Origin of the sequence: Saccharopolyspora sp. 7B (assembly GCF_020177435.1) — a bacterium.
GTDB lineage: Bacteria > Actinomycetota > Actinomycetes > Mycobacteriales > Pseudonocardiaceae > Saccharopolyspora_C > Saccharopolyspora_C gregorii.
In genome coordinates, this window is the sequence record NZ_JAIUKC010000227.1 from 1 (window position 1) to 11046 (window position 11046).

10 protein-coding genes are annotated in these 11046 nt (G+C 72.5%); 7 read left to right on the forward strand and 3 right to left on the reverse strand.

Annotated features, from left to right (window positions below; genetic code table 11):
• Nucleotides 1-185 precede the first annotated feature (185 nt).
• Complete coding sequence (locus LCD33_RS27300; RefSeq protein WP_224962281.1) at nt 186-1421, forward strand: amidohydrolase; 1236 nt, start codon at nt 186-188, stop codon at nt 1419-1421.
• 95 nt (nt 1422-1516) lie between these two features.
• Here LCD33_RS27300 and LCD33_RS27305 read toward each other — a convergent pair whose 3' ends face one another.
• Together LCD33_RS27305 and LCD33_RS27310 are read right to left on the reverse strand one after the other, a co-directional pair.
• Nucleotides 1517-2284: a DUF1295 domain-containing protein gene (locus LCD33_RS27305; protein ID WP_224978434.1), complete on the reverse strand. Its 768-nt coding sequence runs from the start codon at nt 2282-2284 to the stop codon at nt 1517-1519.
• Nucleotides 2281-3570 carry a cyclopropane-fatty-acyl-phospholipid synthase family protein gene (locus tag LCD33_RS27310; RefSeq protein WP_224978435.1) on the reverse strand — a complete coding sequence of 430 codons (1290 nt, stop codon included), beginning with the start codon at nt 3568-3570 and terminating at the stop codon, nt 2281-2283. The genes LCD33_RS27305 and LCD33_RS27310 overlap by 4 nt, the downstream gene beginning before the upstream one ends.
• A gap of 96 nt (nt 3571-3666) precedes the next feature.
• Between LCD33_RS27310 and LCD33_RS27315 the strand changes: the two genes are divergently transcribed.
• Genes LCD33_RS27315 through LCD33_RS27340 form a run of 6 tightly spaced genes read left to right on the forward strand, consistent with a single transcriptional unit; the run spans nt 3667 to nt 9019 of the window.
• On the forward strand, nt 3667-4371 hold the full coding sequence (locus LCD33_RS27315) for an alpha/beta hydrolase (RefSeq protein ID WP_224978436.1): 705 nt from the start codon (nt 3667-3669) through the stop codon (nt 4369-4371).
• Nucleotides 4368-5633, forward strand: coding sequence for an NAD(P)/FAD-dependent oxidoreductase (locus LCD33_RS27320; RefSeq protein WP_224962289.1), 1266 nt, complete (start codon nt 4368-4370; stop codon nt 5631-5633). Before LCD33_RS27315 ends, LCD33_RS27320 begins: the two co-directional genes overlap by 4 nt.
• Complete coding sequence (locus LCD33_RS27325) at nt 5627-6367, forward strand: DUF1365 domain-containing protein (protein ID WP_255617851.1); 741 nt, start codon at nt 5627-5629, stop codon at nt 6365-6367. The genes LCD33_RS27320 and LCD33_RS27325 overlap by 7 nt, the downstream gene beginning before the upstream one ends.
• On the forward strand, nt 6364-7599 hold the full coding sequence (locus LCD33_RS27330) for a cyclopropane-fatty-acyl-phospholipid synthase family protein (RefSeq protein ID WP_224967208.1): 1236 nt from the start codon (nt 6364-6366) through the stop codon (nt 7597-7599). Before LCD33_RS27325 ends, LCD33_RS27330 begins: the two co-directional genes overlap by 4 nt.
• A gap of 59 nt (nt 7600-7658) precedes the next feature.
• Nucleotides 7659-8258 carry an ECF RNA polymerase sigma factor SigK gene (sigK, locus tag LCD33_RS27335; protein ID WP_224962295.1) on the forward strand — a complete coding sequence of 200 codons (600 nt, stop codon included), beginning with the start codon at nt 7659-7661 and terminating at the stop codon, nt 8256-8258.
• Nucleotides 8255-9019 carry an anti-sigma factor domain-containing protein gene (locus LCD33_RS27340; protein WP_224962297.1) on the forward strand — a complete coding sequence of 255 codons (765 nt, stop codon included), beginning with the start codon at nt 8255-8257 and terminating at the stop codon, nt 9017-9019. The genes sigK and LCD33_RS27340 overlap by 4 nt, the downstream gene beginning before the upstream one ends.
• Before the next feature lie 145 nt (nt 9020-9164).
• Here the strand turns inward: LCD33_RS27340 and ilvD are convergent, their stop codons facing one another.
• The gene (gene ilvD / locus LCD33_RS27345) at nt 9165-10868 is read right to left on the reverse strand and encodes a dihydroxy-acid dehydratase (protein WP_224962299.1); all 1704 of its coding nucleotides are present in this window, start codon (nt 10866-10868) and stop codon (nt 9165-9167) included.
• Nucleotides 10869-11046: the final 178 nt, after the last annotated feature.

Here is an 11046-nt window from a genome sequence, read left to right on the forward strand (position 1 = left end):
GTGAACGGACCGTTCGTCCAATACCGCTGGACGAACGGTCCGTTCACTCACAACCGGTGGTGGGGCGGCGGCGCCGGTGATGAGCTGTCCCCACCACCCCGGCTGGCCACGACCGCCACGCCGGGGGACGGTGTTGACGCGCCGCGGCGAGTGGTTCGCGGTCACCGAGCACGAGGAGTCGACGTATGCCTTCGGGTCCGTTCCCCGAGCTGGAAGCCGCGCTGCCCGAGTTGGAGCGCTGCTACCTGGCTCTGCACCGCCACCCGGAGCTGGCGTTCGCGGAGCACCGCACCGCCGAGGTGGGCGCGCGGGCGCTGCGGGCCGCCGGTTGCGAGGTCACCACCGGCGTCGGCGGCACCGGAGTGGTGGGCGTGCTGCGCAGCGGGGAGGGCCCGACGGTGCTGCTGCGCGCCGACATGGACGGGTTGCCGTTGCGGGAGCAGACGGGCCTGGACTACGCGAGCACGGAGGTCGCGGACGGCGAGGTCCCGGTGGCGCACGCCTGCGGCCACGACATGCACGTGACGTGGCTGCTGGGCGCGGCACGGCTGTTGGCGGGCCGCCGCGCCGAGTGGTCGGGCACGGTGCTGTTCGTGCTGCAACCGGCCGAGGAGCACGGCGGGGGCGCGCGGGCGATGCTCGCGGACGGCGTGTTCGACCGGTTCGGCACACCGGACGTGGTGCTGGGCCAGCACGTCGGCCCGATGCCCGCGGGGCACGTGTTCACCCGCCCGGGGTTGACGATGTCGGCGAGCGATTCGGTGCACGTGCGGATGTTCGGCCGCGGCGGCCACGGTTCGCGCCCGGAGACGACGGTGGATCCGGTGGTGATGGCGGCGGCGACGGTCATGCGGTTGCAGACGGTCGTGTCGCGGGAGGTGGCGGCGACGGAGTCGGCGGTGGTGACGGTGGGCGCGTTGAACGCGGGCAGCAAGGACAACGTGATCCCGGACGAGGCGGAGCTGCAGCTGAGCATCCGGTCGTTCGCGGAGCCGGTCCGGACCCGGGTGCACGAGGCGGTGCGGCGCATCGTGCGCGCGGAGGCGGCTGCCGCGGGTGCGCCGCGCGAACCGGAGTTCACCGAGGTCGATTCGTATCCGGCGACGGTGAACGACGAGCGGGCCACGGAGGCCTTGACCGCGCGGTTCCGGGAGGTGTTCGGCGAGCAGCGGGTGCACCCGGCGCCGGTCGTGACGGGCAGCGAGGACTTCGGCGAGTTCGGTGCGGCGAGCGGGGCTCCTTCGGTGTTCTGGTTCGTCGGCGGCGTGGACGCGGAGCGCTTCGCGGCCGCGTCGGAGGCGGGCACGGTGGAGCGGGACGTGCCGTCGAACCATTCGCCGCAGTTCGCCCCGCAGCTGCACCCGACGTTGTCGGCCGGGGTGGAAACCCTGGTGACGGCGGCCCTGCACCACTTGGACTGACCGCCCCGCGGTGACCGCCCCCGCCCCACTACCGGTGGCCGGTCCCACGGCGCCACCGGTGACCAGTCCCGCACCGCGGTGCCCGCCGCCGGTGGTCACCCCCGTCGCGGCGGCCGCGGCAGGAACCCGCTGGTGCGCTCGACGTAGTCCGCGTAGCCGGGCCGCCGTTCGCGCATTCCCCTCTCCAGCAGCGGTTTCCCGGTGCCGCGCGCCAGCAACCAGGTCATGACGAGCGGCGAGAGCAGCGTCGCCGCCCCGGCCCAGCTGTGGCAGGCCAGCAGGTACAGCCCCCACCACACGCAGGCGTCCCCGAAGTAGTTGGGGTGCCGCGTGTAGCGCCACAGCCCGCTGTCGAGGACCCGCCCGGAGTTGGCGGGGTCGGCGCGGAACCGGCTGAGCTGCGCGTCGCCGACGGTCTCGAAGCCGAACCCGATCACCCACACCACGATTCCCGCCCACCCGAGCACGCCGAGCTCACCGGGGAAGGCGATGGCGGCTTGCACGGGCAGCGACACGAACCACATCACGAGCCCCTGCACCAGGTACACGCGCAGGAACATGAGCAATCCGACCCGGTCGCCGTAGCGCCGCGCCATCTCCAGGTAGCGGGGGTCTTCGGCCCCGCCGGAGTTGCGGTGGTGCAGGTGCGCGGACAGCCGCACCCCCCACCCGACGGTCAGCGCGGTGGCGGTCCACCCGGCGGCGGAGCCGGGCCCGGTGAACGCGCAGCAGAGGGCGATCACCGCGAATCCGGCTCCCCACACCGAATCGATGGTGTCGTAGCGCTTGCGCAGCCGGGCGACGCCGTAGGCGGCGAGCACGGTGGCGAGCGCCGCGGCGGGGGCGGTGAGGAACGCGTTCATCGGGCGGCTCCGGCGAGCGCGGCGGCGGCGCCTCGTCCGTCCGCGGTGGTCTTGGTGGCGAGGATCTGGTTGACGCCCATGCGGTTCTCCTCGAACGCGAGCCCGCCGCCGGCGAGGTAGAGCCGCCAGGTGCGGGCCCGTTCGGGGCCGAGCAGCGCGACGGCCCGCTCCCAGTTCCGGTCGAGCGTCCGCGCCCATTCCTCGACGGTTCGGGTGTAGTGCTCGCGCATGGCCTGCACGTCGCGGATCTCCAGTCCGGTGCGTTCCAGGTGGTCGAGGGTGTGGCCGACGGGGACCATGCTCATGTCGGCGGCGATGTAGGCCTCGATGAACGCGCCGCCGCCGGGCGCGTCGCCCGCTCGGGACATCTGCTGGACGAGCAGGTTGCCGCCGGGCCGCAGCATCCGGTGCAGGGTGGCCGCGTACACCGGGTACTGGTTCTCCCCGACGTGCTCGCCCATTTCGACGGAGGCGACGGCGTCGAAGGGTTCGCCGGAGATCTCCCGGTAGTCCTGCAGCCGCACGTCGACCTGCCCGCGCAGGCCGAGTTCGTCGATGCGGCCCTGGATGTGGGCGGCCTGCTGCGCGGAGAGCGTGACACCGGTGGCGTGCACGCCGTGGTGCCGGGCGGCGTGCAGGATGAGCGATCCCCAGCCGCAGCCGACGTCGAGGAGCCGGTCGCCTTCGGCGAGCCGCAGCTTGCGGCAGATCAGGTCGAGCTTGTCGTGCTGCGCCTCGGCGAGCCCGTAGTCCTCGCCGGTCCTGGTCCAGTAGCCGGAGGAGTAGGCCATGTTCGGGTCCAGCAGCAGCTCGTAGAACTCGTTGCCGGTGTCGTAGTGGTGCGCGATCACGTCGCGGTCCCGGGAACGGCTGTGCAGCCGGCCCGCGAGCGGCGCCCCCCCGGGGGGGGGGGCGGGCCGGGGCCCGATGACGCCGAGCGCGACGGCTTCGGTCAGCAGCCGCCGCCACTGCGCGGGGCCGAACCGCACCGCGCCGGTGCCGCCCGCGCGGATCGCGGACCAGCAGCGGCGGAGCCCGTCGGTGAGGTCGCCGCGCACGTCGAGGTCGCCGCTGACGTAGGCGCGCGCCAGGCCCAGTTCCCCGGGCCGGTACAGCACGTGCCGCAGTGCTCGGCGGTTGCGCAGCACCACGCGCGGTGATCCTTCGGGACCGGCGGTGCTGCCGTCCCACGCGGTGAGCCCCACCGGCAGCGGGATGCCGATGAGGTCCCGCACGGCGCGTTCGATCCGGTGGGCCGCTCCGCGCGGCTTGCGCTGTTCGGACACACGAACCCCTTCCTCGGTCTGGTGTTCCTCGTTCGGAGCGGGGTCGCCCGCGGATCGGTGGTTGTGATCCGACGCACAACGACCAAGCTGGATCGGGTGGTGTTCCGAACCGGGGGCATGCAGATCCAGCAGCGTCCCGGCGATCCGGCCGGGCGGCGCGGGCCGCGGCCTTCGGTGCGCGTCCTGCGGTCCCGCGTCGACGAGCCGCGGACGGTGGTCCTCGTGCTGCACGGCGGGCGCGCCACCAGCGACGACCCGGTGCGCACCCACCAGCTCGCGTACCGGCGGATGCTCGCGGTGGCGCGTTCGGTGCGGCGGGCGGCGGCGGGCAGCGCCGTGCAGGTGTGGCTGCTGCGCTACCGGGTCCGGGGCTGGAACGAGCCGCGGCTGGACGCGCTGGCCGACGCGCGCTGGGCGTTGCGCCAGGTCGAGGAGCAGCATCCGGGCGCCCGGGTGCTGCTGGTGGGGCATTCGCTGGGCGGCCGGGTCGCGTTGCGGCTGGCGGGCGAGCAGCGGGTGCGCGGGGTATGCGCGCTGGCGCCGTGGGTTGAGCCGGGCGAGCCGGTGGAGCAGCTCGCGGGCCGCGTGGTGCTGATCGCGCACGGCGATGCGGACCGGGTCACCTCGCCCGCCGAATCGGCGGAGTTCGCGCGCCGCGCGCTGCAACTGCCGCGGCCGCCGTCGTTGACGTACGTGCGCGTGCCCGGCGCGGGCCACGCCATGCTGCGCCGCTGGACCGAGTGGGAAGCGTTGACGAGGCGTTTCGCCCGCGCACTGATCGTCGAGGAGGAGCTGCGATGAGCGGCACCGTGGCCGTGGTCGGCGCCGGGGTCTCCGGACTCACCGCCGCGTACCTGTTGCAGCGCCGCTACCGGGTGCTGCTGTTCGAGGCCGACGACCGGCTGGGCGGGCACGCCCACACGCACCGGTTGCGCAGCGGGGACGGGCGCGTGGTGCCGGTGGACAGCGGGTTCATCGTGCACAACGAGCGCACCTACCCGAACCTGCTGCGGTTGTTCGGGGAGCTGGGGGTGCGGACCGCGGAGACCGAGATGTCGATGAGCGTGTCCTGCGACGGGTGCGGCTTGGAGTACGCGGGGGCGCGGCGGCTCGGCGGGTTGTTCGCGCAGCGCGGCAACGCGGTGCGCCCGCGCTACCTGGCGATGCTGGCGCAGGTGGTGCGGTTCCACCGGGCGGCGAACCGGTTGCTGGACGCTCCCGGCGAGTCGGCGGATTCGGTGACGCTGGGGGATTTCCTGGCGGGGCAGGGCTTTTCGCGGTACTTCGTGGACCACTTCGCGCTGCCGCTGGTGTCGGCGGTGTGGTCGGCGGATTTCGAGGTGAGCAAGCGGTACCCGGCGCGCTACCTGTTCGAGTTCTTGCGCCACCACGGGATGCTGTCGGTGGGTGGTTCGCCGACGTGGCGCACCGTGTCGGGTGGTTCCGGCGAGTACGTGTCGCGCGCGGTGGAGCGGCTGTCGGCGGTGCACGTGGGCACCCCGGTGCGGTCGGTGGCGCGGTTCGCGGACCGGGTGGAGCTGCGGGACGCGCAGGACCGGGTGCACGAGGTGGACCGGGTGGTGCTGGCCTGCCACGCCGATCAGGCGTTGGCGCTGCTGGCCGACCCGACTCCGGCGGAGGCGAAGGTGCTGGGCGCGTTCGGTTATTCGGAGAACGAGACGTGGTTGCACTCCGATGCGGGTGTGCTGCCGCGGGCGACGGGCGCGCGGGCGTCGTGGAACCACCACAAGCCGAGCTGCGCCGCCGATCCGGGGCACGTGCTGGTCAGCTACGACATGAACCGGTTGATGCGGTTGGCGGAACCGGTGGACTACCTGGTGACGTTGAACCCGGCGGGCCGGGTGCGTCCGGAGCGGGTGCTGGCGCGGATGCACTACCGGCATCCGATCTACACGCCGGATTCCGTTGCGGCGCAACGAAACCTGCCCGAGCTGGGCGATGCGCGCACCCGGTTCGCCGGGGCGTACCACGGCTGGGGGTTCCACGAGGACGGCTGCGCCAGCGGGGTGCGGGCCGCCGAGGCGTTCGGGGCGGGCTGGTGAGCGCCGCGGGCGTTCCGGCGCTGTACCACGGGGAGGTGGTGCACGTCCGGCACGGCGACGCCGGGAACCGGTTCCGGCATCCGCTGTACACGTGGCTGGTCGACCTGGACGCGTTGCCGCGGCTGCCGTGGTGGTTGCGGCCGCTGGCCCGGTTCGACGCGCGGGACCACCTCGGTGATCCGCGGCGCGGCATCCGGGAGAACGTGGAGCGCTGGCTGGCGCTGCGCGGCGTCGAGCTGGACGGCGGCCGGGTGCTGATGTTGGCGCACGCCCGCGTGCTCGGGCACGTGTTCAACCCGATCACCGTGTACTGGTGCCACCGGCTCGACGGTTCGGTGCGCTGCGTCGTCGCCGAAGTGCACAACACCTACGGGGAACGGCACGCCTACCTGCTGCACCCGGACGAGTCGGGGCGCGCGGAGGTCGGCAAGGAGTTCTACGTGTCCCCGTTCCTGCCGGAACACGGCCGCTACGAGATGCGGGTCCGCCCGCCCGGTGAGCGGCTGCACCTGCGCATCCGGCTCCACGACGAGCACCGACCGCTGCTGACGGCGGTGCTCACCGGGATGCGCGAACCCGCCACGGCGCGGGCGGTGGCGCGGGCCGCGCTGCGCCGCCCGCTGGTGCCGCAGCGGGTGTCCGCGCTGATCCGCAAGCACGGGATCTCGTTGTGGCTGCGCGGATTCCGCATCGTCCCCCGCCGTCCCCACCCGCACCAGGAAGGCATCCGATGAGCATCACCGTCCAACCCGCCACCCAACTGGGGCCGTGGGATTCGATCGGGCCGGCACCGCATTCGCCGGTGCGCGCGCGCTTGGCCGAGCAGCTGTTCCGGTACGCGGTGCGGAACCTGCCGGTCCGCGTCGCCCTCGCCGGGGGTGAGCGGCTCGGCGCGGGCGGGCCCGGTGCGCCGCTGATGCGGATCCTCGATCCGGTGGCGTTCTTCCACCGGCTCGGCGCCGACTCGAAGATCGGGTTCGGCGAGTCGTTCGTGGCCGGGGAGTGGGACAGCCCGGAACCGGCCGAGCTGCTCACCCCGTTCGCCGAACGACTCGCGGACCTGGTGCCCGCACCGCTGCAGGCGCTGCGGCGCTGGGTGGACGCGCCCAAACCGGGCGCGGAGCGCAACACGACCACCGGGTCGCGGCGCAACATCGAACGGCACTACGACCTGTCCAACGACGTCTTCGCCGCGTTCCTCGACGAGACCATGACCTATTCGTCGGCGATGTTCACGCCCGGTTCGGACGACCTCGCGGACGCGCAGCGCACCAAGATGGACCGGGTGCTGGACCTCGCCGGGGTGGGCGCCGGGACCCGCCTGTTGGAGATCGGCACCGGCTGGGGATCGTTGGCGATCCGCGCGGCCGAGCGGGGCGCGCAGGTCACCACCGTCACCTTGTCCGCCGAGCAGCAGGAACTCGCCGAGAAGCGCATCGCCGCCGCCGGGTTCACCGACCGGGTGGACGTGCAGCTGCGCGACTACCGGCACGCCGAGGGCGGTCACGACGCGATCGTCAGCGTCGAGATGATCGAAGCGGTCGGTTCCGAGTACTGGCCCGAGTACTTCGCCGCGCTGGACCGGCTGCTCGTGCCCGGCGGCCGCATCGGGTTGCAGGCCATCACGATGCCGCACGACCGGATGCTCGCGAGCCGCCGCTCACACACCTGGATCCACAAGTACATCTTCCCCGGCGGGGAGATCCCGTCCCTGCGGGCGATCGAAGAGACCGTGCGCGACCACACCGATCTGCGCGGCACCGGGCGTCACTCGTTCGGGCCTGACTACGCGGCGACGCTGCGGGCCTGGGGCGACACGTTCCAGCAGCGCTGGGACGACATCGCCGCGCTCGGCTTCAGCGAACGGTTCCGCCGCACCTGGGAGTTCTACCTCGCCTACAGCGAAGCCGGCTTCCGCTCCGGTTACCTCGACGTGTGGCAGCTCGGCTTCCGCAAACCCGCCTGACCACGCCGCCGGACCAGCGGCGGTGCACACTCGGCACGATCCCGGTGAAGGGACCTGGCATGCAGGAACGTCCGCACTCCAGACCGCAGCGGTGGACACCGCCGCCCGATGAAGGGCCCGACGCGCGGGCGCTGATCGCCGACGTCGCCAAGGGCGATGAACGCGCTTTCGAACAGCTCTACGAGCTGCTCGCCGGTTCGCTGCTCGCGATGATCCAGCGGGTGGTGCGGGACGCCGCGCAATCCGAGGAGGTCGCGCAGGAAGTGCTCGTCGAGGTGTGGCGCCGCGCCACCCACTACCGACCGGAGCTCGGCAGCGTGCAGACCTGGGTGTTCACCCTCGCGCACCGGCGCGCCGTCGACCGGGTCCGCTCCGCCCAGGCCGGGCGGGACCGCGAGGCCCGCGTCGGTGCGCAGCAGCACGGCAGGCCGTTCGACGAGGTCAGCGAGTCCGTCACCACCCGGTGGGAGCAGCGTCAGGTGCGGCGCTGCCTCACCGCGCTCACAGAGCTGCAACGGGAATCGGTCCTGCTGACCTACTACCGCGGCTACACCTACCGGGAAGCCGCCGGTCTGCTCGAAGCACCCGCGTCCACCGTGAAGACCCGCTTGCGGGACGGACTGATCCGACTGCGCGACTGCCTGGGGGTGGGCCGATGAGCACCGACCTCGCCACGTTGACCGGTGCTTACGCCGTCGACGCGCTGCCTGACGACGAACGCGCCGAGTTCGAGGCGCACCTGGACTCCTGCGAGGACTGCACGCAGGAGGTCCAGGAACTGCGGGAAGCCGCGGCCCGGCTCGGGTCGGCCGAACAGTCCGCGCCGCCGGAGGCGCTGAAGCAGCGGGTGCTCGCCGAGATCGCCCAGACCCGGCAGGATCCGCCGCCGCCCGCCGACCTGGCGGGGCACGCGGCCAAGCGCCGCCGCCGGTACTCGTGGGCGACGCGGCTCTCGGTGGCGGCCGCCGCGGTCGGCGTCGCGCTCGCCGCCGTGTTCGGCGTCGTCGCCGTCCGCGCCCAGCAGGAGCTCGACGCGGCCCGCGACCGCATGACCGCAGCCGGGACGCGCGGCGCCGAGATCTCCGCCGTGTTGCAGGCCCCCGACGCGCGGGTGATCAACACGCCGGGGCCGGAGGGGATGCGGGCCACCACCGTGCTGTCGCACGCGCAGGGCAAGGCGATGTTCATGGCGACCGGGATGGCGCCGCCGCCCGCGGACCGGGCCTACCAGGTGTGGTTCATCGAACCCGGCGGGTCGGCCACCTCCGCGGGCATGCTCACCGCCGCCGGCGCCGACGACACGGAACCGCTGATCGCCGCCATGCCCCCGGACACCGCGCAGCTCGGAGTGACGGTGGAACCGGAAGGCGGCTCACCGGCGCCGACGACGACGCCGATCCTGATGCTCCCCACCACCTGATCGGAGCTGAGTGAACGGACCGTTCGTCCAGTCTAGTTGGGCGAACGGTCCGTTCACTCACCACCAGGTGCGGAACAGCCGGCGCGATGTGGTGTCGGGTGAACGGACCGTTCGTCCGATCTAGTTGGTCAAACGGTCCGTTCACTCACAATCGCGGGGTGGCAGGGGCTCCTTCGGAGGCGGAACCGACCAGGGCCGCGTACTTCGCCAGGACGCCGTGGCGGAGCGTCGGTCTGGGCTTGGTCCAGGTGGCGCGGCGAGCGGTCAGCTCGGCGTCGGGGACCTGGAGGTCCAGGGTGCGCGCGGCGAGGTCCAGGTGGATCGGGTCGCCGTCGCGGACCAGCGCGATCGGTCCCCCGTCCGCTGCCTCCGGAGCGACGTGCCCGATGCACAGTCCGGTCGTCCCACCGGAGAACCGGCCGTCGGTGAGCAGCAGCACGTCCTTGCCCAACCCGGCACCTTTGATCGCGCCGGTCACCGCGAGCATCTCCCGCATCCCCGGACCACCCCGCGGGCCCTCGAAGCGAATCACCACCACGTCACCCGGCCGCAACGTCCCTTGCTCGACCGCGTCCATCGCACCTTGCTCGCCGTCGAAGACCCGCGCCGTGCCGCGGAACGTGTCGGTATCGAAGCCGGCGCTCTTCACCACGGCCCCGTCCGGCGCCAACGAACCGCGCAGGATCGTCACCCCGCCCGTGGGGTGCAGCGGGTTCGACAGCTGCCGCAGCACGTCGCCGTCGAGCTCGGGCGGATCCAGCGCCGCCAGGTTCTCCGCGAGGGTGCGGCCGGTGACGGTGAGGCAGTCCCCGTGCACCAGGCCCGCGTCAAGCAGTGCTTTCAGCACCACGGGAACTCCGCCGATCCGATCGACTGCGGGCATCACGTGCCTGCCGAACGGCTTCACGTCGGCCAGGTGCGGCACCCGGTCCCCGATCCGGTTGAAGTCCTCCAGCCGCAGGTCCACCTCGGCTTCACGAGCGATGGCCAGCAGGTGCAGCACCGCGTTGGTCGAGCCGCCGAACGCCATCACCACTGCGATGGCGTTCTCGAAGGCCTCTTTCGTGAGGATGTCGCGGGTGGTGATCCCCCGCGCCAGGAGGCCCACCACGGCTCGGCCCGCTTCGCGCGCGCTCACGTCGCGGCGCTGGTCCACCGAAGGCGGGCTCGCCGAGCCGGGCAGGGACATGCCGAGCGCTTCCGCGGCGCACGCCATCGTGTTCGCCGTGTACATACCACCGCACGCGCCTTCACCGGGGCAGATGGCGCGCTCGATGCGTTCCACTTCGTCTTCGCCGATGAGGCCCCGCGCGCACGCTCCCACCGCTTCGAACGCGTCGATGATCGTCACCTCGCGGCCGTCGACCTTGCCCGGCAACGTCGAGCCCGCGTAGACGAACACCGAGGCGAGCCCCAGTCGTGCCGCCGCCATCAGCATGCCGGGCAGGCTCTTGTCGCAGCCCGCCAGCAGAACCGAACCGTCCAGCCGTTCGGCCTGCATGACGGTCTCGACCGAGTCGGCGATGATCTCGCGGGACACCAGGGAGTAGTGCATGCCGACGTGGCCCATCGAGATCCCGTCGGACACCGAGATGGTGCCGAACTCCATCGGGAACCCGCCGGCCTCGCGGACCCCGTCCTTGCCGGCCTGCGCCAATCGTTGCAGTGACAGGTTGCACGGGGTGATCTCGTTCCACGACGAGGCCACTCCGATCTGGGGTTTCACGAAGTCCTCGTCCTGCATGCCGACGGCTCGCAGCATGCCGCGGGCGGGCGACCGTTCGATCCCGTCGGTGACGTCACGACTGCGTGGCTTCAGGTCCGGTTCGCTGTGCTCGCCAGTGCTCATCCGGCCGACTGTAGTGCGGACGACAACTGCTGGACCCGGTGCCGAGGTCCCACGACGGGACACACGAAAAAAAAGGGGGCCGGTCCCCAGGCAGTGGCCTTCAAGCCACTCCCTGGGGACCAGGCCCCCAAACTAGGCTTCACCCCAGCCCCGTGGCGGGGCGGGGAAACCACACACC

Coding starts and splice junctions, on each gene's coding strand:
- LCD33_RS27320 (WP_224962289.1), top strand. CDS start 4,368: ATGAGCGGCACCGTGGCCGTGGTCGGCGCCGGGGTCTCCGGACTCACC.
- LCD33_RS27340 (WP_224962297.1), top strand. CDS start 8,255: ATGAGCACCGACCTCGCCACGTTGACCGGTGCTTACGCCGTCGACGCG.
- LCD33_RS27300 (WP_224962281.1), top strand. CDS start 186: ATGCCTTCGGGTCCGTTCCCCGAGCTGGAAGCCGCGCTGCCCGAGTTG.
- sigK (WP_224962295.1), top strand. CDS start 7,659: ATGCAGGAACGTCCGCACTCCAGACCGCAGCGGTGGACACCGCCGCCC.
- LCD33_RS27330 (WP_224967208.1), top strand. CDS start 6,364: ATGAGCATCACCGTCCAACCCGCCACCCAACTGGGGCCGTGGGATTCG.
- LCD33_RS27305 (WP_224978434.1), bottom strand. CDS start 2,284: ATGAACGCGTTCCTCACCGCCCCCGCCGCGGCGCTCGCCACCGTGCTC.
- ilvD (WP_224962299.1), bottom strand. CDS start 10,868: ATGAGCACTGGCGAGCACAGCGAACCGGACCTGAAGCCACGCAGTCGT.